Here is a 21,682-nt window from a genome sequence, read left to right as displayed (position 1 = left end):
AAAATATAAAGTTATATATGTATTTTAAATTTTAGAAACAATATATAATTATTTATGTAAACAATTACTATATTTTTATGGGGGGAAAATTATGAAAGGAAAAAGAATTATTTCTTTGGTAGTTGGTGCTATGCTGTCAACGGGTATATTGGCTGGATGTCAAAAATCAGAACCAACTCAAGGCGCAGGCAATAATACTGATAGTGTAAAAGGTGATCCAATAACTTTTACATTTTTCAATGGCTTTGGAAATGCTACTCAATTTCCAGATGATAATGATTTTACTAATTGGGTAAAAGAACAGACAGGAGTTACAATAAAAGTTGAGTATCTTGCGGGAGATTTGAATACAAAAGTTGGAGTTATGCTTGCATCAGGGGATTATCCAGATTTTATTTATGGTTGGGATGCACATCAAAAATTTGTTGATGCTGGTGCAGCAGTTCCTTTAAATGATTATATCGAAAAATATGGTACAAACATTAAAAAATATCAAGAACCTATACTTAAAAAATCAACTCAAAAAGATGGTAAAATATACTTTATACCTCCATATAGAGAAGGGGTAAATAATGCAACAGCTTCAGGTGGATTTTATGTTCAAAAACGTGTTCTTGAGGAAGCTGGATATCCTAAAATTACTACATTAGATCAGTATTTTAATATATTAGAAGATTATAAATCTAAACATCCAACAACAGATGGTAGTTCAACAATAGGCTTTTCTGTTATATCAGATCCTACAGCATTTTTTACTATTACAAATCCAGGTGGTGCTTTGGCTGGTTATAGCAACGATGGTATTTTACAATTTGATCCTAAAACAATAACTGGTAAACTTTATGCTAATAACGATTCTTCTAAGAAATATTGGACAAAATTAAATGAAGAATGGAATAAAGGTATGATTGATCCAGAAGCATTTACGCAAAAAATTGATCAATATATGTCAAAGCTTGCAACAGGAAGAGTATTAGGGTTTTTTGATTATGGTTGGCGGTTAAGTAATGTGCAAAATAGTTTACATCAACAAGGAAAAGACGAATATCAATATGTAGCTTTCCCAGTTGTATGGGATAATAGCATAGTTGATAGATATCAGTTACCATCAACTCCTATAACAAGAGATGGTATAAGTATATCTACTTCTTGTAAAGATCCTGTAAGAGCGTTTAAATTTATTGATTGGTTAATGAGTGAAGAAGTCCAAAAAAGAATTAACTGGGGTGTTAAAGATAAAGATTATAATGTAGATTCAAATGGGAAAATGTATAGAACTCCTGAACAAAGAGAACAACTTAAGAATCAAGATTATATTAAAAAGACAGGAATTGGTATGTTTGGATATCCATGGCCAGTAAATTCTATAAATGCAAAATATTCTGACGGAAATTATTGGATGCCAAGTGGAGATCCTGATGAAATTGCAGCAAATTATACGGATTCAGATAAAAAAGTATTAGAGAAGTATGGAGTTAAAACTTGGGGTGAAATGTTCCATCCTGATAAAGGTAATCCATGGGGTGAAGCATGGGATGTAAAATTACCTGATGGATCTAATGAACAGCTTACAAATACTAAAATAAATGAGCTTATGCAAGAATATGTTCCAAAAATGATTATGGCAAAATCATCTTCAGAATTTGAATCATTATGGAATAAATATACAAGTGAAATTAACAAGCTTGATGTTAAAGGACTTGAACAATTTATAACTAATGCAATTCAAGAAAGAGTAAAACAGTGGGGCACAGGAGAAAGCAAATAGCACAATTTATATTCGGCAAGCATTTAATGCTTGCCGAATATTTCTATAATCTATTGATAAGTAAATTATATAAGGTGAATTTGACTAAGTACTTAAATTATATATGAATATAATAAAATTTGTCTGGTTATGGATTAAATTAAAATTTATTATAATTTTATTATAAAGAATATAGTAAGAAAACGTTATGAGGAGGGAAAATTATGACTGAAATGATTCATAATAAGGAAATAAATAAAAATTTTAAGAAAACTAATAATAGAAAAGCAGCAAGGCAGGATTTTATTCGACGTTGTAAAAAACAAAAAATTTTAATTATTATGTCTAGTATTTTTATTGTATATGTCTTCATATTTAATTACTTGCCCATATGGGGATGGTTAATGGCATTTCAAGAATATAAGCCAGGTCTTGGTATATCTAAATCTCAATGGGTAGGTCTTAAACAATTTAAATTATTATTTACTGATAACAATTTTATTAATGTAATGCGAAATACTTTAGGTATAAGTGCACTTAACATAATATTTGGTTATTTAACTGCTATTATATTAGCAATATTTTTAAATGAAGTTAAAAATATTGGCTTTAAAAGAATTGTTCAAACAATATCATATTTACCGCACTTTGTATCTTGGGTTGTAGCAGCTAATATAGTAATGTGGGCTTTATCTACTGATAACGGAATAATAAATACCATATTATTAAAACTGCATTTAATTAAAGATCCAATTCTTTTTTTAGGATTACCACAATATTTTTGGGGAATTATTACTGCAAGTAATGTATGGAAAGAAGTTGGGTGGAACGCAATTATTTATTTAGCAGCTATGACTGCCATAGATCCAAGTTTATATGAAGCTGCTAGTATTGATGGTGCTGGTAGAATTAAACGTATACTTCATATAACTATTCCTGGAATTTGGCCTACAGTAAGAATATTATTGATTATGCAGTGTGGGTGGATACTAAATACTGGATTTGAACAAATTCTTTTACTTCAAAATCCTATAACATTTAAAACATCTGATGTATTAGATACTTTTACATTAAGATATGGTATTTCAATGGGACGTTACTCTTTTGCAGCAGCAGCAGGTATTTTTAAGAGTGTCATAAGTATTATTTTGCTTTTAACAGCTAATGGCATATCTAAAAAAGTAAGCGGCGAAGGTATTATGTAGGGGAGGTAGCTTTATAAATGAAAAAATTATCTTTTTTTAAAAGAAAAACTGCTGAAGATTTAATATTAGATACAATAATATATTTAAGTTTAATATTTTTATTAATAATAACATTGTATCCATTTGTTAATATGCTTGCGTTATCTTTAAATGATGCAATGGATTCTATAAGAGGTGGGATTTATTTATGGCCAAGAAAATTTACATGGTATAATTATCAAAACATATTATCAGATAAGACTATATATCATGCTACATTAGTTTCAATTTTAAGAACAGTGGTAGGTACTATTACATCTTTGACAGCCTGTGTTATGGTAGCATATATTTTAAGTAGAAAAGATTTTGTATTTAGAAAATTTGTAACTACATTTTTGGTATTAACTATGTATTTTAGTGGAGGTTTAATTCCAACATATTTTTTATACAGATCTTTACATCTTATAAATAACTTTGCAGTGTATATTCTTCCTTCATTAATCAGTGCGTGGAATATAATTGTAATTAGAACATATATAGAAGGATTACCTAGTAGTTTAGTAGAGTCAGCTCAAATTGATGGTGCTAATGATTTTCAAATACTTATAAAAATTATAGTGCCTTTAATAACACCTGTAATGGCAACAATAGCCTTATTTATTGCTGTTGGTCAATGGAATTCATGGTTTGATACTTTTATATTTGCTTCATCTAAACAAAACTTAAGTACATTGCAATATGAATTAATGAAAAAATTAGTTTCGGCAATGGGAAGTATAACGAGCAATGCTAGTACCACACAAAATTTTTCGGATCATAATACTCAGACAATTACACCTAATTCTATAAGAGCAACAATGACAATAATTGCAACAGTTCCTATATTAATTGTTTATCCATTCCTTCAAAAATATTTTGTAACAGGATTAACACTTGGAGGAGTAAAAGAATAATTGATTATGTTAAAAATTCACGTTTTCTAATTAAAAAATTAGGAAACGTGAATTTTTATAAATTATTACTATATATAGTTTATATTTTTCTCTATGTACTAAAAACAAATAAAATAATAGTAAAATATTACAAATAATAAGCATATAGTTCATGTTAAGTTTTATATTTTTATAATATAATTTAGATAAAATATAATATATTTTATTTAAAAATTTGTTCTAATATTCATTTAATTTCACTTCCTTTACCATATTCCTTGTTCTCCAGTTTTTTCAGCTACAAAGTTAGCAGCAAGCAATAAAATTAAACTAACAACAGATTGAAATAGACCTACAGCTGTAGCTTGAGTAAAGTTTCCAGATCCAAGACCGACTCTATAAACAAAAGTACTAATTACATCAGAAAAGTCTTGAACAAGATAGTTACCTAAAACATATGGTCTATCAAAACCTATAGATACAAGTCTTCCAAGTTGTAATATAAGAAGGATAACAATTGTAGGTTTAATACCAGGTAAAGTTATATGCCAAATTCTTTGCAATCTGCCAGCACCATCTACTTCTGCAGCTTCATATAGTTCTTTATTTATTCCAGTTATAGCTGCAAGATAAATAATTGTTCCCCAACCAACGCTTTGCCAAATACCTATTCCTATGTAGGTAGCAAGCCAATGCCACTTTTCAGAAAGAAAGGGTATAGATGTTATTCCAAGCTTATGAAGGACTCCGTTTACTAATCCTGTTGTTGAAAATATTTGATAAGCTATACCACCTACTATTACCCAAGATAAAAAGTGAGGTAAGTATAAAAGAGTTTGAGATAGCTTTTTATACCATACAATATTTATTTCATTTATAATTATTGCTAAGATAATAGGTGCTGGGAATCCAGCTATTAAATCTAATCCATTAAGCATTAAAGTGTTTCTTAATACTCTATAAAAATCTTTCATTCCAAACAGTTCTTTAAATGCCGATAAACCAATCCATTTGCTTTTAGCTATTCCGTCAAAAATATTATAATCTTTAAAGGCTATTAAGATTCCATACATTGGAGCATACTTAAAAATAAGAAAATATGTTATTGGAAGAAGTAATAAAAGATAAAGGAAAAAATCCCTTTTTAAATAGTACATAAATCCTAATTTCTTTTTTTTAATAGGGATATTTGAATTATTTATTTTGGGGTTTAAATTCATGTAAAATCCTCCTTTTAATATTAATTTAAATAAGTAATACTTATTTATTTTTTAATAATTTTTAATTATGAGGTAAAAATGATTTGTATTAATTTTACAATAATACTTTAACAACGTTTACAAAACAGTTCAACAATTACAATTGCATTCCCAATTAAATTTAACTATTTAGAATATTTTTTTGGTAAATTAAGTAAAAGTAATGGCATAAAGCAAAATTGTATGAAGAATGAAAAGTTAAATAAATCTATAATTATTATGTAAATAAATAATTATGAAAGAGAGGTAATTTAATATTGAGCTTTATTAATTTTATATATAAATGAAATATATTAATAAATAATAAAAAAATTTGGAGGGATTATTAATAATGATAAATGTCGCTATAGTAGGTACTGGAAGTATTTCCCAGGAACACATAAAAGGATATTTACAATTTCCAGATAGATGCAAGATTGTTGCTTTAGTAGATATATATCCTGAGAAAGCAGAAGAAAAAAAGAAAAGATTTAATCTTGCATATGTAGATATATATGATGATCATAAAAAAATTTTGGATAGAAATGATATTGATTTAATTGATATATGTACTCCTCCTTATGTACATGCCGAAATAGCAATAAACAGCTTAAATGCAGGGAAAAATGTATTATGTGAAAAACCAATGGCTGCTTCTCTTGAAGAATGTGATGCAATGCTTGAGGCTGCAAAGAGAAATAATAAGCTTTTATCTATAGTAGCACAAAATCGTTATAGAACAGCATTTATGAAATTGAAAAAAACATTGGATTCAGGCCTTGCAGGAGATATAGTACATGCTCAGATAGATTCATTATGGTGGAGAGGGCATAGTTACTATGATTTGTGGTGGAGAGGTACATGGGAAAAAGAAGGTGGTGGATGTACTTTAAATCATGCTGTTCATCATATAGATATGACAGCATGGATGATGGGAATGCCTGAAGAAGTACAGGCTGTTATGAGTAACACTTCACATGATAATGCTGAAGTAGAAGATATTTCTATTGCTGTTTTAAAATATAAAAATGGAGCACTTGCTCAGATTACTAGTTCCGTTGTTCATCATGGAGAAGAACAGCAAATAATATTCCAAGGTAAAAATGCAAGAATATCAGCACCTTGGAAGGTTTATGCTTCAACTTCTAAATCTAATGGATTTCCAGAAAAAAATGAGAGTCTTGAGCAGGAAATAGAAAAATATTATAAAAGCCTTCCAGAGGAAAAATATAATGGGCATACAGCTCAAATAGATGATGTACTTAATTATTTTGAAACTGGAGAAAATGTTTTGATATTAGGAGAAGATGGAAAGAACGATTTAGAACTTATAACTGCTATTTACAAATCAGCAGCAACAAGACAACCTGTAAAAATACCATTATCAAAATATGATCCGTTTTATACGGTATCAGGAATACAGGCTAATGTACCACATTTTTATAAAAAATCGGCTAGTATTGAAAATTTTGATAATGAAAATATAACAGTTGGCAGAGAGGTGTAATTATGTCAAAAGAAAGTGGAATGAATTATGCTCCGAAAGGAAAGCCAAATAAAGTTTGTAAAGAAGGAGAATTTATATTTGGAGTTATAGGGTTAGATCATGGTCATATTTATGGAATGTGTAACGGACTTATTGAGGCTGGAGCACAATTAAAATGGGTGTATGATCCGGATATAAATAAGGTAGAAAAATTTTGTGAGGTTTATCCTCAGGTAAAATCTGCTAAGTGTGAAGAAGAAATACTTATGGATAATAGTGTACATTTAGTAGCGAGTGCTGCAATTCCTTCAGATCGTTGCGCTATAGGTCTTCGTGTGATGGATGCAGGGAAAGATTATTTTGCTGATAAACCACCAATGACAACTTTAGAACAGCTTGAGATGGCAAAAGAAAAAGTGAAAGAAACTAAAAGAAAATTTGCAGTGTATTTTGGAGAAAGACTTCATAATGAAAGTTCAGTATTTGCATCTGATCTTATAGAGCAGAGAGCAATAGGAAGAGTTATTCAAATTGTTGGAATGGGACCTCACCGTGTAGGGGGAGGAAGACCAGACTGGTTTTATGAAAAGGATAAGTTTGGGGGGATACTTTGTGATATAGGAAGTCATCAATTGGAACAATTTTTACATTTTACTGGAGCAAAAAGTGCAGTAATTCAAAATCCAAGAGTAGCTAATTATAATCATAAAGAACATATTAATTTTGAAGATTTTGGAGATGTTTCTTTAGTTGGAGATAATGGAGCTACAGGATACTTTAGATTAGACTGGTTTACTCCAGATGGATTAGCTACTTGGGGTGATGGTCGTTTATTTATATTAGGAACAGAAGGATATATTGAACTTAGAAAATATATAGACATAGCAAGAGAGTCAACAACAGATCATGTATATCTTGTAAATAAGGATGGAGAACAGCACTTTGAAGTAAGTGGAAAGGTAGGTTTTCCATTTTTTGGACAATTGATACTTGATTGTATAAACAGAACAGAAAATGCAATGACTCAAGAACATATATTTAAAGCTGTTGAACTATGTTTAATTGCACAAAGCAAAGCTATAAAAATAGAATAGTGGAATAGTAATAGAATAAGAGGCCAAAGTTATATTGACCTCTTATTCTATTGCTAACTTAAATATTTTTCTAAAGTTGACCTTACAATGTAAATTTATTTATTTTCCAATAAAATGTAATATTGACTTTTGAAAAGGTTTGTAGTAGTATATAATTAATAAAAACGTTTTTATTAATTATATATAAGATTAATATAAAATTATAAAAATATAAGATAAATTATTTAATATTTATGATTTAAATTAATGCTTTTATTAAAAACATTAAACACTTCTATATTTTATTAAATAATGTGCATTATTTATAAATATTTTAATGTTATATACTAGTAATTTATTATAAAATTAGTAATACATTATCAAACTTATAAAAACGTTTTTATAAGTTTGAAGAATTATTAGTATATAACTAAGAATAGTTTAAAAATCTGATAAATAATATAATAACTTTTGAAAATACTAACAAAATTAAAGTTTGAGTTTTTATACTATAGTGCTTAAACTTTAGGCTGAACTAAAATTTAAAAAATAATTTCAAGAATAAAATTTTGAAGTTTTATAGGGTAGGCATAAATATAATATACCTAATAAGGCTCTATGAATTTTTTAGAGAACACTATTTATAAATTGGGGGGATATTTTACGATGGGTGAAGTAAAAAACGGCACTCAAACTATTATGTTGAAAAATAAAGTTACAATAGGCAAAAGGATCAAAAAATGGATTCATTAAATGCGTTGATCCTATTAAAGCTATAGAACTTTATACTTATTTATTATCTGATGATGCAGGAATATTAACAACTTATGGTGTAAAAGGTGAAACATATGAGGTTAACAGTGATGGAAAGTATTTATTGCTTCCTAAAGTTAAAGAAATGAAAGAAAAAGATAATGATAGGTTTAAAAAAGTATATCGTTTAGGTGAATTTTGCTTATTTGGACATGATAGATATTTGACATATAGTGCTGATACTATGCCTTCAACGGCTCAATTAGAAGAATGGGGAAAGGGGAAACTAAAAACTCAGTTTGTAATAGAAAATATTAATCCAAATCAGTGTACAGCAGAAGCTAGAAGTTTAAGTGCGATTAATACAAATTGGAATACTACTCTTGTAGGTATGATTCGTGCAAAAGATGATGAAACATTTAATAAATTTTTAGAGAATTATAAAAATTTCCGTAAAGATAACGGATGGGATTCAATTGTAAAAATTAGAAATGATAATATGAAGAAAAATCGTGAAAAATTAGGGCTAAAATAATTATAAATTTAGAAAGGAATAAAAAACATGAAATATTATGTGACAAATGAGAATGTGATTTTTCAAGAAAGAGAAGCAAAATTTAATAAAGTTCAAAGAGCTGAAATGAATTTAATAAAGGTATATCCTGAAGAAAAAAGACAAGAAATATTTGGAATAGGTGGTGCTTTTACTGAAGCGGCTGCTTATACATGGAGCAGGATGAGTCAAGATAAAAAAGATAAATTAATAAACTTATATTTTGGGCCTAAAGGGAATAAATATAATTTCTGCAGAACACATATTCAAAGTTGTGACTTTTCATTAGGCAATTATGCTTATGTTGAAGATGGCGATGTAAAAATTAATACATTTTCTATTGAAAGGGATCGTAAATATTTAATTCCTTTTATTAAAGCAGCATTGAATGTAAACAAGGATATAAACCTTTTGGCATCTCCTTGGAGTCCTCCAGGCTTTATGAAAACTAATGGAGAAATGAATAATGGTGGTAAATTAAAGGAAGAATTTTATGATTCATGGGCTAAACTAATTGTTAAATATATTTTGGCATACAAAGAAGAAGGTATATCTATATCACGTTTAACAATTCAAAATGAACCAATGGCAAAGCAGACATGGGATTCTTGTTTGTTTACAGGAATGGAAGAGAAAAAATTTGCATGTGAATATTTAAGGAAAAGGCTTGATGAATCTAATCTTAAATCAATAAAACTTAATGTATGGGATCACAATAAGGATATGATAATAGAAAGAACAAATGAAATATTTTCTGACGATGAAGCATTTAATTCTATTTCAGGTATAGCGTTTCATTGGTATTCAGGAGATCATTTTGAAGCACTTGAAGCTGTAAGAGAAAAATATCCTGACAAAGAGCTAATATTTACTGAAGGATGCGTAGAATATTCAAAATTCAGTGATACCATACAAATAGATAATGCTGAAATGTATGCACATGAAATAATAGGAGATTTTAAAGCAGGCATTAATGGATTTATAGATTGGAACATGATTTTAGATGAGTATGGTGGGCCAAATCATGTAAAAAACTACTGTGATGCACCGATTATGTGCGATACAAAAAATGATAGCATAGATGTGAAACTATCATATTATTATATAGGTCATTTTAGTAGATATATAAAGCCAGGAGCAAGGAGGGTTTTAGTTTCAGGTTTTACAAGTGAATTAGAGTATGTAGGATTTATTAATCCGGATAATGAGATTGTTTTAATTGTTATGAATAAAACAGATAAATTGCAAACTTATGATATATATTGTAAAGGGAAATTATGCAATATTCAATTAGAAGCACATTCAATTATGACTGCTTGTTGGTATGAAAATGTTAGCGAATAAGTGAACCTTTATATTGAATGGAAGTGATGAATATGAAATCACATAAAAAAGTTAAGTTAGTAGTTTTGTTAGCAGTGGCTATAGCCGCTGCTGCAACTGTAATAATTTTTAGTAAGAAAAGGAGTATAATGGTTACTAATATAGATAACAATAATCAATGTCTTAGAACTGATGGTAATAATCTTATCAAGCCTTCTGGAGATAGGATTCTTTTGAAAGGTATAAATCTTGGAGGATGGCTTGTACAAGAATCGTGGATGTGTCCTATAAATAAGGAAGATAAGGGATGGGGAGCTTGGGATACACGAGAGATATTTCAAAAACGTGGTTTTTCAGAAGAACAAATTTTAAAGCTAATGGAAACATATGAAACTAATTGGATTAAAAAAGAGGATTTAGATAATATTAAATTATTAGGATTAAACTGTGTAAGAGTTCCATTTTGGTATGGAAATTTTCAAAAAGATGATAAAGGAACATATTATTTTGAAAATGATATAAATAAAAATCCAGGTTTTCAAAGATTAGACTGGATTATTGATGAATGCGGCAAACGAGGAATTTATGTTATTCTTGATATGCATGGAGCTCCAGGTTTTCAAAATAATGATCACAGTAGTGGAAAATCTAAAAGCAGTAAATTATTTGATGATACAGATGAAGGTAAGTATTATAGGGAGCTTACTGTAGAACTTTGGCAGAGAATTGCAAAAAGATATAAAGATAATCCAGTAGTAGCAGCTTATGATTTGTTGAATGAGCCAATGAATGGATTTGAAGGCGGTAATAAAAATGATTCTATTTTATGGAAATTTTATGATGTTTTATATAAAGCTATACGTGAAGTGGATCCGAATCATATAATTACTATGGAGGGAATTTGGGAAATTTATAATTTACCTAAACCTCAATCTTATAACTGGTCAAATGTATTATATCAAACACATAATTATAATTGGAAAAAGGAAGAAATTGATCAAAAGATAAAAGATGTAGAGAAAAGGTTGGATTGGGATGTACCTATATACGTTGGTGAATTTCAAAGTGAAGGTATATGGGATTATGCATTAGATTCTTATAATAAGAATAATATAAGTTGGACTACATGGACATATAAGGGGGTAAAAAGTACTCTCACAGGTTGGTTTCTTTACAAAAGCCTTGTAACACCATTAGTTAATCCGGAAACTGACAGTTATGATGTAATATTGCAGAAATGGAGCAATGTTTCAACAAAAGAAAAGGGCTTCAAAAAGGATGAATTTTTAGCTGAAAAATTAAAAGAATATAGTTTACAAATTAATTAATAAAAATTACAGCATGTAGGAATTTAAATGTATAGATATATATGTTGATAAAAATGTTTTGATAAATAAATAGATGATGTTGAAGCATTTATCTGCTATTATATTAAATATAGTAAATTATAACGGGTGAATAATATGAGAAAAGTAACAATAAAAGATGTAGCTAGAGAAGCAGGAGTAGCTATTTCTACTGTTTCAAATGCTTTGAATAATTCTAATTTAGTAAATGAAGATACAAAAGCTCGTATTATTAAAATAGCAGAGCAAATGAACTATATACCAAATATGAATGGAAAATATTTAAAATCTGATAAGACTAATACTTTAGGTTTTATATCTTCAAGTATCAGAGGACAATATTTTTACATGCTGTTAGATGCTATGAGCAGTGAATGTGAAAAGCTTGGATATGTAATTAATTTTATTAATACTAGGGATAAGAATGTAATAATGAATAATATTCTTGGGAAATCTTTTGATGGGATTTTTATTTATGAAGGTGAACGTATAGGCCAGAAAGAACTAGATATTATTGAACAAAATCATATTAAAACAATCTTATTTGATCGTAATTATAGTAGCAATTTTATTAGTAGTGTAATTTTTAACTCTTATAAAGCAGGATATGAAATTACAAAATATTTAATTAACTTAGGACATAAACGAATATTTTTTCTAGAGAGTGCATCTGATGTATATGACAGTAATGAAAGAAAACGAGGATATATAGATGCAATGAAAGAACATGGTATAAAGTTTAGCCAAGATTATGTGGCAAAAGGAATGTTTGAAGAGGTTTTTACTTATAATACTGTGACTTACTTACTAAATGTACAAAAGATAGATGTTCCTGATGCATTTATTGCTGGAAATGATCTTAGTGCTATTGGTTGCATAAAGGCATTACATGACCTTGGATATAGGGTGCCTGATGATGTAAGTGTTGTTGGATTTGATGATATTGAGATAGCACAATATTTTACACCAACTTTAACAACTATAAGAAACCCCATTCATAGACAAGGCATATTTGCTGTAAATTTAATGATGAAAATGATAAATGAAGGACATAAAGGTATATCAGAGTTACTGGATGGAAAACTTATACCAAGAAATTCATCAGGGATTTGTAGCCACATAAAATAGTTATGTTTTATATTACAATTAAAATATAAAATTGTATTCTCCCCTTGTCATAGGATAAAAATGATTTATCTAGTCTAGGGGAGAATTTTAATGAATAACCATATATAAAATTATAGGGAATTTAGTTTAATAAAATAATTATTTAGTAGTTAAGATTTTATTAACTAACTTAAATATTTTTCTAAAGTTGACCTTACAGCACCAACTCCTAAAATCATTTCAGTAAAATAATTTTCGATTTTTTCACCTAGTTTAGCATCATAAAGATTTAATCCAAATATTTTTTCATTTGAAAGTATTGGAATTAAACAACCTTTAGCGGATTCTTTATCACCTAATTTTACTTTAGACAAATAAGATGTTAAAATATCTAATAAAGGATCTGGACTTAATTGCATTTCTTTTCCTAAATCATCTAAAGCCATTAAATATCTGCACCATCCAGCAATAGTTAAAGGAATATATTTAAGATTTTTAGGATCTAGATCTTCTCTTTCTAAGTAAGATTTTATTGTTTCTCCAAATCTTATACTTATCTTTTGAGAAGTATCTGAAGCAATTCTTTGGGGAGTATCAGGAATATATGGGTTTGGTAGTCTTACTTCAATTACCTCTTTAATAAAATCTTCTGGATTTAATATTCCAGGATTTACAACAACAGGCATTCCTTCTGTGTAACCTATTTTTTCAACAAGTCTTTTTAAAAAGACGTCTTTCATTTCATCTGCAATTGTTTTATATCCAAGCAAACATCCAAAAATAGCAAGAGCTGTGTGAAGCGGATTTAAACAAGTAGTAACTTTCATGGTTTCTACCTTTTGCACTGTTTCTCTGTCAGTTAATAATACTCCTGTTTCTTCTAAAGGCATACGACCATTTGGAAAATTGTCTTCTATTACAAGGTATTGAGGCCCTTCAGCGTTAACAAAAGGAGCAATATAAGTATTAGCTTTTGTGACAATAATATCTGTACTTTTAAAACCAATTGAATTTAAATTTTCTTTTACACTGTTGTCAGGACGTGGTGTGATTTTATCTATCATACTCCATGGGAATGACACTTTTTTTGGATTATTTAGGTATTTAATAAAATCCTCTTCTACAAAACCACTTTCAAACCACTTTTTTGCAATAGTTGTTACCGAATTTTGAAGCTTTTCTCCGTTTTTAGAACAATTATCCATACTCACAAAAGCAATGGGAAGTTCACCATTTTTATATCTTGTATAAGCTAAAGATGTAACTTTGGCTATAATACCTTTTGGATTTTCTGGACCAGCTTTAATATCTTCTTTAACGAAAGTGAAAAATTCACCTTTAATATCTTTTAAAGCATAGCCTTTTTCAGTTATTGTAAAACTTACTATTTGAAGCGATGGATTTTTAAAAATTTCATTTAGTCTTTGCCAATCTTTTTCTCTTAATGTATCTGCAACTAAACTTTCAGCTATACTTCCTACAACTGTTTTTTTAAAACTTCCATCAGGATTCATAATTACAAGAAGACTTAAATTATCATAAGGAGTATAAATTTTATCTATAATTTCATAGTCATATCCTTCAACAGCTATAATGCCAGTATTTACTTTGTTAGAGTTTAAAAGATTTTGTTGAAGCATTGCTATAAAACCTCTAAATATATTTCCAGAACCAAAATGCACCCAAGTTGGGTTTTTTAAAGTTTCAATTACCATTTCTTCGTAATTAAATTTAGGAAGTTCTATCCCAGCTTTTTCCCATTTATCTATATTTTTTATATTTTTTTTGTTTAATATTAAGTTATCCATTTATGTTTTACTCTCCTATACATTAATCGACTAAATAGATTTTTTATCTTTTTCAAATGCATCCCAAGCTCCCCATAAATACATAATTCCAAGAGCTCTATCATAAAGGCCATATCCTGGTCTGCATTTTTCATTCCAAAGATGTCTTCCATGATCTGGCCTTACATAGCCTGTAAATCCAGCTTCGTAAAAGGCTTTAACCATACCAACTACATCAAGTGAACCATCAGAAGTTTTATGAGAAGTTTCTATAAAATCACCATTTTCAAAGTGCTTTATATTTCTTATATGTGCAAAATGAATTCTTGGAGCAAATTCTTTAATAATTGAAATTAAATCATTATTTGGATTAGATCCAAGTGAACCACTGCAAAATGTTAAACCATTATAAGGGCTATCAACCAGTTTTAAAAATCTTTTAATATTTTGCCTATTAATTATTAATCTTGGAAGTCCGAATATTGACCATGCTGGATCATCTGGATGTATTGCCATCTTAACATTATTAGCTTCACAAACAGGAATAATTGCTTCAAGGAAATATTTAAGGTTATTCCACAAATCTTCTTCAGTTACATTTTCATAAGCCTTAAAAAGTTCTTTTAAATGTGAAAGCCTTTTAGGTTCCCATCCTGGCATTGTATATTCTTTTACACCAAGTGATATTTTTTCTACTAGTTCTATAGGATCTATCTTTTCAATTTTGGCTTTTTCATAAAATAATGCAGTTGAGCCATCTGGAAGTTTTTTATTTAGGTCAGTTCTTGTCCAATCAAAAACAGGCATAAAATTGTAACATATTACCTTAACTCCCACTTTCCCAAGTTTTTCAATAGTTTTTTTATAATTTTCAATATATTTTTCTCTAGAAGGAAGACCTAGTTTAATGTCTTCATGAACATTTACACTTTCTACTACATCAATATTAAATCCATGACTTTCTATTAGCTCTTTTTCTTTAAGTATTCTATCCATAGGCCATTCTTCACCAGCAGGAATATCATGAAGAGACCACACTATTCCAGTAACACCAGGGATTTGTTTAATTTGATCTAAAGTTATAGAATCATTACCTTCACCATACCATCTAAACGTCATTTTCATAAGAATCAACTCCAATTTTTATTAATTTGCTGTATACCTTTGCAATTTGCATTTTGCTATACGGTTTATATATATAATAGCATAGGAGTAAAAAACATTAACATGAAAAATATAATTGCATTTGTAATATTTCACTATGAAATTAACATTTTTGGTGGATATTATGGATATATTTTATAAGCTGTAATGTAATTTTTTAAATACTAAAATTATATAGTATAAATTATAAAAGAGGGAAATAAAAATGTACAAAATTGTATACAAATTTGCTATCATTTTGGCATTTAGGTAATAATAATTATTTAAAAGAATATTATTACTATATGTTACAATATTATACAAATTTTCTGAGCATTGTAAGATAGAATAAATTTAGTGAAGGAGGGCAAGAAGAATTGGAGGTAAATCTGCCCAAAATACAATTCATATGTAAAAATAAAGATATAGAATGTACTATGGAATATATTCATAAATTCTGGAAAAAACTTTTAAAAGAAAGTCCTTTTTATACAAAAAATGGATTGTTTTATTTACCTAAACCTTATGTAGTACCTGGAGGAGTTTTTCAACAATTATTTTATTGGGACAGTTATTTTACTATATTGGGCTTAAATATTTCTAAATTAAATGATCTTAGCAAAGGAATAGTAGAAAACTTTTTATATGAGATGAAAACATTTGGGATTATTCCAAATAGTTCTGAAATTGCACATTTAAGCCGTTCTCAGCCTCCTTTTTTAACATCTATGATTGAAGAGGTATGGGATGGGGATAAGGAATGGTTAAAATATGCCTATGAAGTAGCCAAAATAGAATATGAACAAGTATGGATGAATCCTAAAACTCATTATAATGAGAAGATTGGACTTAATAAATATTATGATAATTTAGAAGGGATGCTTAGGGTGCCAGGAGAAGCCTATATGCACTTTGATAAAATTTATATTCCTATTAATTTTTGGCAAGAAAGAACAGAAGCAGAATCAGGATGGGACTATACAGCAAGATTTCATGAACAATGTGGATATTTTATACCTGTAGATTTAAACTCTTTATTATATAAATATGAAATAGATTTTTCAAAATTTGCACAAATATTAGGAGCAAAAGATGAATCAGATTATTGGAAACAAAAGGCATTTAAACGTAAGACATTAATGGATAAATATTTGTGGAATGAAGTATATGGACTATATTTTGATTATAATTTTACAAATTATAATCAATATCATTTTTATTCTTTAGCAACTTTTTATCCATTATGGGCAGGTGTTGCATCATTTTTACAAGCAAAGAGAGTAGCAATGAGTATACCAATGTTTCTTCATAGTGGAGGTATGGTGACTACTCTTTCAAAATCAGATCAGTGGGACTATCCTAATGGATGGGCACCGCTACAATGGATTGTTATTAGGGGATTAGAGAATTATGGGTTTAAAAAAGAAAGTATTGAAATTGCTAATAGATGGATAAAATTATGTACAGATATGTTTTTAAAATATGGTAAACTATATGAAAAGTATAATGTAGTTGATTTTAATATCAATACAGCAGGAAGATATCATTTACAAGAAGGATTTGGATGGACAAATGGTATATATGAAAAAATTGTTGTTGATATTTTAGGATGCAAAATTCAATAATATATATAAGATATGACAAAAGTGTAATGAAATTATGTCTAATAGATATTCGACTTTACAGTATAAATTTTGAAATAAATAATTTTAATATGAAAATCAGAGTCGTTTGGTCGCTTATTTAATCAGATTAATAAAATCAATAAAAAATAGAGTACCCAAGTTGGTACTCTATTTTAATTTTTCATTAAAATAATTTCCAAATAATATCATTAAGTTTCAACTCATTTTTAAGGGCATAAGGTTTAGTATCTTTATTTATATGAACAAATTCTAATTTAGCCATTTCTGCAAAATCTGCTAATTGTTCAGCAGTAACTTCATAAGAAAAGCTTGTGTGATGAGCTCCACCTGCATAAATCCAAGCTTCAGCTGCTTCTTTTAAAGATGGCTCAGGTTTCCAAAGTACTCTTGCAACAGGAAGTTTTGGCATATCATTTTCTAGTTTAACTGCAGTAACATCATTAACTATTAGGCGCATACGTCCTCCTAAATCTATTAATGAAGCACAAACTGCAGAACCTTCCATACCATTAAATACTACACGTGCTGGATCGGATTTTCCTCCTATTCCTAATGGATGAACTTCTATTCTTGGTTTTGTAGCGGCAAGAGTAGGACATACTTCAAGCATATGAGCTCCAAGAATTAGTTCATTACCTAATTCTAAATGATAAGTATAATCTTCCATTATAGATGTACCTTTTCCACAAGCCATAATTTTCATAATACGAACTAAAGCTGCAGTTTTCCAGTCTCCCTCAGGTCCAAATCCATAGCCTTCAGCCATAAGGTGTTGAACAGCTAGTCCAGGGAGTTGTTTTAATCCATGTAAATCTTCAAAAGTTGTGGTAAATGCAGAGAAACCTCCTTCTTCTAGGAAAGATTTCAATCCTAATTCTATACGAGCTTGTTCTCGAACTGAATTCATTTTTTCCTCTGAAGAAAGAACTTCTGGGGCAAAATCATAAACTTTTGCATATTCTTCCATAAGTTTATCTATTTCTTCTTCAGTAACTTTATTAACTCTTTCTACAAGATCGCCAACACCGAATCCGCTTATTTCCCAACCAAGTTTAATTTGAGCTTCTACTTTATCTCCTTCAGTTACAGCAACTTGTCTCATATTATCACCGAAACGAGCTACCTTTAAACTACGGCTTTCAGTAAAGGCAACAGAAGTATTCATCCAAGAACCTATGCGTGATTGAACATCTTTATCTTCCCAATATCCTACTACTACTTTACGAGGAATTCTAAGTCTTGCTCCAATGAATCCATATTCTCTATCACCATGAGCAGATTGGTTTAAATTCATAAAATCCATATCTATACTGTCCCAGGGAATATTTCTATTAAATTGTGTATGAAGATGAAGAAGCGGTTTTTTAAGTTCAGAAAGACCAGCAATCCACATCTTTGCAGGAGAAAAAGTATGCATCCAAGTTATTATTCCTGCGCAATTATCATCGGAATTTGCAGCTAAACAAAGCTTTCTTATATCATTAGGATTAGTTAATACAGGCTTAAAAACAACTTTAAATGGAATTAGAGAAGAAGAATCTAAGCCTTCTGCTATTTTTATTGAATCTTTGTCAACCTGTTTTAAAGTTTCAGGTCCATAAAGATGTTGACTTCCAGTAACAAACCAAAATTCATAAGGTCTAATTTGTAACATAATATAAATCCTCCCTTTAATCTTAAAATTTATATGTTTAATTTAAATAGATATTTAACAAATATATATTTAAAAATTAGCAGTATTTTGTCCATAATAAGCATTAGAACCATGTTTTCTTAGAAAATGTTTATCAAGCAAAGTTTGACTAATAGATTCTATGCCTGGCGTTAGAGAAACAGTATTATAAGCCATCATAGCAATTTCTTCTAATACTACTGCATTATAAACTGCTTCATGAGCGTCTTTACCCCAGGTAAAAGGTCCATGATTATTTACAAGAACACCTGGAATATATATAGGATTTTTATTTTCAAATGTTTCAACTATTATATTTCCAGTTTCTTTTTCATAGTCGCTGTTTATTTCTTTAGCAGTCATTTTTCGAGTACATGGGATTTCACCATAAAAATAATCAGCATGAGTAGTTCCTAAAGCAGGTATACTCCTACCTGCCTGAGCCCAAATAGTTGCCCATCTTGAATGAGTATGAACAATCCCTCCAACATCTTTAAAGTTTTTATAAATAGTAAGATGTGTTGGAGTATCAGATGAAGGATTTAGATTACCTTCAACTTTATTGCCATCAAGATCAAGTACAACTAAATGTTCTAACTTAAGTTCTTCGTAAGGTACTCCACTTGGTTTAATAACTATTAAGCCAGCTTGTCTATCAATTCCACTGACATTACCCCAGGTATAAGTTACAAGCCCCTTTTTTGGAAGCTCTAAATTTGCCTTTAACACTGCTTCCTTTAAATTTTCCAGCATAATAAAAACCTCCTAAATATTAAGCTACTTTGCTTCTGATTTGATTTTTTTAAGTCTTTTCATAACGTCATTAAAGCCTCTACCAAAGTAATCATGAAGTGTTTTATATTCAGCATAAAGTTTATTATATATTTCAACGTTTTCAGGAATTGGTTTAAAGTATTCTTCTTTTATTTTAGACATATGTTTAGCTGCTTCAACTATAGAGTCATAACCTCCTTTTTCGCTTCCAGCAGCTAATGCAGCAAACATTGCTGATCCTAAAGCTGGAGCTTGAGGCGATCCAGAAATTCTAATTTCCATGTTTGTAACATCAGAATAAATTTGCATCATAAGTTTATTCTTTTCAGCTATTCCACCAGCAGCATAAAGTTCTTTTATGGGAACTCCATTTTCTCTAAAAGTTTCAACAATCATTCTTGTACCATAGGCAGTAGCTTCAATTAAAGCTCTATATATTTCTTCTGGTTTTGTAAGTAATGTACAGCCTAAAATCATCCCTGTAAGGTCAACATCAACAAGTACTGAACGATTACCATTCCACCAATCAAGAGCAATTAAACCACTTTCTCCAACTTTAAGTTTTGAAGCCTTTTCTGTAAGAAGAGTGTGTATGTTAACTCCTTTTTCTTCAGCTTCTTTTGTATAACTTGCTGGTACACAATTCTCAACGAACCATTCGAAATGATCTCCTACACAAGATTGTCCAGCTTCATACCCTAAATATCCAGGAATAACACCATCTTCAACAACACCACATATACCAGGTACTATTTTTTCTTCTGTACCAAGAAGTATATGGCATGTAGAAGTACCCATAATCATTAACATTTTAGCTTCATCAGTTATTCCAACAGCAGGAACAGCTACATGTGCATCAACATTAGCTACAGCAACAGCAGTTCCAACTTTTAAACCTGTAAGTTTTGAATATTTTTCTGTTATTTCTCCAGCTTTTGAACCTATAGGATAAATATTTGTACTTAATTTTTCGGAAACAACGTTTTCAAGTCTTGGATCAAGAGCTTTAAAAAATTCTTTTGAAGGATATCCTTTTTGTTTGTGCCAAATTGCTTTATATCCAGCAGTACAACTGTTTCTTGCTTCAACACCAGTAAGCTGCATTATAACCCAATCTGTTGCTTCTATAAATTTATCTGCTTTATAATAAATTTCAGGAGCTTCATTAAGTATTTGCCATATTTTTGGAATTAGCCATTCTGAAGAAATCTTTCCTCCATAACGATTTAAGAAATCTTCTCCTCTTTCCTTGGCGATTTTATTGAGTTTATTTGCCTCGTCTTGAGCAGCATGATGTTTCCAAAGTTTTACATAAGAATGAGGATTTGATTTAAGTTCTTCATAAAAACATAAAGGAGTTCCATATTTATCAATAGGAAGCATTGTGCATGCAGTAAAGTCAATTCCAATACCAATAACATCTTCGGCATCAACATTAGCTTCTTTTAAAATAGTTGGAATAGTTTCACTTAATACATCAATATAATCTTGTGGATGTTGTAAAGCCCAGTCTGGAGGAAGCTTAGTCTTTCCATCAGGCAGATATTCATCCATAACTCCATGTGGATATACTTTTACAGCAGTAGCTACTTCTTCGCCAGTAGCTATATCAACAAGAACAGCTCTTCCAGATTGAGTACCATAGTCAACACCAATGGTATATTTTTTACTCATTTTTGATTCCTCCTATTTATTTGTAAAATTAATTTTTAAATACTTTTTAGTAAGTAAATATTTTTAATATAATTATATGATTAAACCACAATAAACTGTAAATTAATTTCCAATATATGATTTAGAAATTTTCATTGTATCATTATAGCCAATTTTTAATAGAAATACTTTTGGAATAAAAGTAATAAATCAACCAGTTGAAATTGATATCTGTAAATTATTAATAAAAAATTTTTGTGGTATA

General features: G+C 29.2%; 16 protein-coding genes. 10 read left to right on the top strand and 6 right to left on the bottom strand.

Annotated elements, in window-relative coordinates:
- Nucleotides 1-91 precede the first annotated feature (91 nt).
- The 3 genes from B5D11_RS01775 (at nt 92) to B5D11_RS01765 (ending at nt 3,884) form a co-directional block, all read left to right on the top strand.
- Nucleotides 92-1,768 carry an ABC transporter substrate-binding protein gene (locus tag B5D11_RS01775; protein WP_078681327.1) on the top strand — a complete coding sequence of 559 codons (1,677 nt, stop codon included), beginning with the start codon at nt 92-94 and terminating at the stop codon, nt 1,766-1,768.
- Between the two features lie 203 nt (nt 1,769-1,971).
- Nucleotides 1,972-2,952: an ABC transporter permease gene (locus B5D11_RS01770; RefSeq protein ID WP_078681326.1), complete on the top strand. Its 981-nt coding sequence runs from the start codon at nt 1,972-1,974 to the stop codon at nt 2,950-2,952.
- Between the two features lie 17 nt (nt 2,953-2,969).
- Nucleotides 2,970-3,884, top strand: a complete 915-nt coding sequence (locus B5D11_RS01765; protein WP_078681325.1) for a carbohydrate ABC transporter permease — start codon at nt 2,970-2,972, stop codon at nt 3,882-3,884.
- A gap of 245 nt (nt 3,885-4,129) precedes the next feature.
- On the opposite strand, the gene B5D11_RS01760 is transcribed toward B5D11_RS01765, so the two are convergent.
- Nucleotides 4,130-5,083, bottom strand: coding sequence for an ABC transporter permease (locus B5D11_RS01760; RefSeq protein ID WP_207651090.1), 954 nt, complete (start codon nt 5,081-5,083; stop codon nt 4,130-4,132).
- A gap of 370 nt (nt 5,084-5,453) precedes the next feature.
- Between B5D11_RS01760 and B5D11_RS01755 the strand changes: the two genes are divergently transcribed.
- From B5D11_RS01755 to B5D11_RS01730, 6 genes are all read left to right on the top strand, one after another.
- Nucleotides 5,454-6,608, top strand: coding sequence for a Gfo/Idh/MocA family protein (locus B5D11_RS01755; protein WP_078681324.1), 1,155 nt, complete (start codon nt 5,454-5,456; stop codon nt 6,606-6,608).
- A gap of 2 nt (nt 6,609-6,610) precedes the next feature.
- On the top strand, nt 6,611-7,681 hold the full coding sequence (locus B5D11_RS01750) for a Gfo/Idh/MocA family protein (protein ID WP_078681323.1): 1,071 nt from the start codon (nt 6,611-6,613) through the stop codon (nt 7,679-7,681).
- An 856-nt stretch (nt 7,682-8,537) separates the two neighbouring features.
- Nucleotides 8,538-8,948 carry a hypothetical protein gene (locus B5D11_RS01745; RefSeq protein WP_078681322.1) on the top strand — a complete coding sequence of 137 codons (411 nt, stop codon included), beginning with the start codon at nt 8,538-8,540 and terminating at the stop codon, nt 8,946-8,948.
- Nucleotides 8,949-8,975: 27 nt separating this feature from the next.
- Nucleotides 8,976-10,310 (top strand): glycoside hydrolase family 30 protein, encoded by a 1,335-nt coding sequence (locus tag B5D11_RS01740; protein WP_078681321.1) that lies wholly within the window; start codon nt 8,976-8,978, stop codon nt 10,308-10,310.
- A gap of 32 nt (nt 10,311-10,342) precedes the next feature.
- On the top strand, nt 10,343-11,617 hold the full coding sequence (locus B5D11_RS01735) for a glycoside hydrolase family 5 protein (RefSeq protein ID WP_180376931.1): 1,275 nt from the start codon (nt 10,343-10,345) through the stop codon (nt 11,615-11,617).
- Nucleotides 11,618-11,752: 135 nt separating this feature from the next.
- Nucleotides 11,753-12,763: a LacI family DNA-binding transcriptional regulator gene (locus B5D11_RS01730; RefSeq protein ID WP_078681319.1), complete on the top strand. Its 1,011-nt coding sequence runs from the start codon at nt 11,753-11,755 to the stop codon at nt 12,761-12,763.
- Between the two features lie 164 nt (nt 12,764-12,927).
- Here B5D11_RS01730 and B5D11_RS01725 read toward each other — a convergent pair whose 3' ends face one another.
- Complete coding sequence (locus B5D11_RS01725) at nt 12,928-14,550, bottom strand: mannitol dehydrogenase family protein (RefSeq protein WP_078681318.1); 1,623 nt, start codon at nt 14,548-14,550, stop codon at nt 12,928-12,930.
- A 30-nt stretch (nt 14,551-14,580) separates the two neighbouring features.
- Nucleotides 14,581-15,654 (bottom strand): mannonate dehydratase, encoded by a 1,074-nt coding sequence (gene uxuA / locus B5D11_RS01720; RefSeq protein ID WP_078681317.1) that lies wholly within the window; start codon nt 15,652-15,654, stop codon nt 14,581-14,583.
- Between the two features lie 395 nt (nt 15,655-16,049).
- On the opposite strand from uxuA, the gene B5D11_RS01715 reads away from it, so the two are divergent.
- Nucleotides 16,050-17,297, top strand: a complete 1,248-nt coding sequence (locus B5D11_RS01715) for a trehalase family glycosidase (protein ID WP_078681316.1) — start codon at nt 16,050-16,052, stop codon at nt 17,295-17,297.
- Between the two features lie 184 nt (nt 17,298-17,481).
- Here B5D11_RS01715 and araA read toward each other — a convergent pair whose 3' ends face one another.
- From araA to araB, 3 genes are all read right to left on the bottom strand, one after another.
- Entirely contained in the window at nt 17,482-18,972 is a 1,491-nt protein-coding gene (gene araA / locus B5D11_RS01710) for an L-arabinose isomerase (RefSeq protein ID WP_078681315.1), read from the bottom strand.
- A 69-nt stretch (nt 18,973-19,041) separates the two neighbouring features.
- Nucleotides 19,042-19,743 carry an L-ribulose-5-phosphate 4-epimerase gene (gene araD, locus B5D11_RS01705; protein ID WP_078681314.1) on the bottom strand — a complete coding sequence of 234 codons (702 nt, stop codon included), beginning with the start codon at nt 19,741-19,743 and terminating at the stop codon, nt 19,042-19,044.
- Nucleotides 19,744-19,767: 24 nt separating this feature from the next.
- Nucleotides 19,768-21,438, bottom strand: coding sequence for a ribulokinase (gene araB / locus B5D11_RS01700; protein ID WP_078681313.1), 1,671 nt, complete (start codon nt 21,436-21,438; stop codon nt 19,768-19,770).
- Nucleotides 21,439-21,682: the final 244 nt, after the last annotated feature.

Origin of the sequence: Clostridium sp. USBA 49 (assembly GCF_900167505.1) — a bacterium.
In the GTDB taxonomy this organism is placed as follows: domain Bacteria; phylum Bacillota; class Clostridia; order Clostridiales; family Clostridiaceae; genus Clostridium_AT; species Clostridium_AT prolinivorans.
Note: the sequence above shows the minus strand (reverse complement) of the source record. Positions and strands in the feature narration are given on the sequence as shown.

Bases quoted from the DNA above. Each gene is read 5' to 3' on its own strand.
- B5D11_RS01775 (WP_078681327.1), top strand. From the start codon at position 92: ATGAAAGGAAAAAGAATTATTTCTTTGGTAGTTGGTGCTATGCTGTCA.
- B5D11_RS01770 (WP_078681326.1), top strand. From the start codon at position 1,972: ATGACTGAAATGATTCATAATAAGGAAATAAATAAAAATTTTAAGAAA.
- B5D11_RS01765 (WP_078681325.1), top strand. From the start codon at position 2,970: ATGAAAAAATTATCTTTTTTTAAAAGAAAAACTGCTGAAGATTTAATA.
- B5D11_RS01760 (WP_207651090.1), bottom strand. From the start codon at position 5,083: ATGAATTTAAACCCCAAAATAAATAATTCAAATATCCCTATTAAAAAA.
- B5D11_RS01755 (WP_078681324.1), top strand. From the start codon at position 5,454: ATGATAAATGTCGCTATAGTAGGTACTGGAAGTATTTCCCAGGAACAC.
- B5D11_RS01750 (WP_078681323.1), top strand. From the start codon at position 6,611: ATGTCAAAAGAAAGTGGAATGAATTATGCTCCGAAAGGAAAGCCAAAT.
- B5D11_RS01740 (WP_078681321.1), top strand. From the start codon at position 8,976: ATGAAATATTATGTGACAAATGAGAATGTGATTTTTCAAGAAAGAGAA.
- B5D11_RS01735 (WP_180376931.1), top strand. From the start codon at position 10,343: ATGAAATCACATAAAAAAGTTAAGTTAGTAGTTTTGTTAGCAGTGGCT.
- B5D11_RS01730 (WP_078681319.1), top strand. From the start codon at position 11,753: ATGAGAAAAGTAACAATAAAAGATGTAGCTAGAGAAGCAGGAGTAGCT.
- B5D11_RS01725 (WP_078681318.1), bottom strand. From the start codon at position 14,550: ATGGATAACTTAATATTAAACAAAAAAAATATAAAAAATATAGATAAA.
- uxuA (WP_078681317.1), bottom strand. From the start codon at position 15,654: ATGAAAATGACGTTTAGATGGTATGGTGAAGGTAATGATTCTATAACT.
- araA (WP_078681315.1), bottom strand. From the start codon at position 18,972: ATGTTACAAATTAGACCTTATGAATTTTGGTTTGTTACTGGAAGTCAA.
- araD (WP_078681314.1), bottom strand. From the start codon at position 19,743: ATGCTGGAAAATTTAAAGGAAGCAGTGTTAAAGGCAAATTTAGAGCTT.
- araB (WP_078681313.1), bottom strand. From the start codon at position 21,438: ATGAGTAAAAAATATACCATTGGTGTTGACTATGGTACTCAATCTGGA.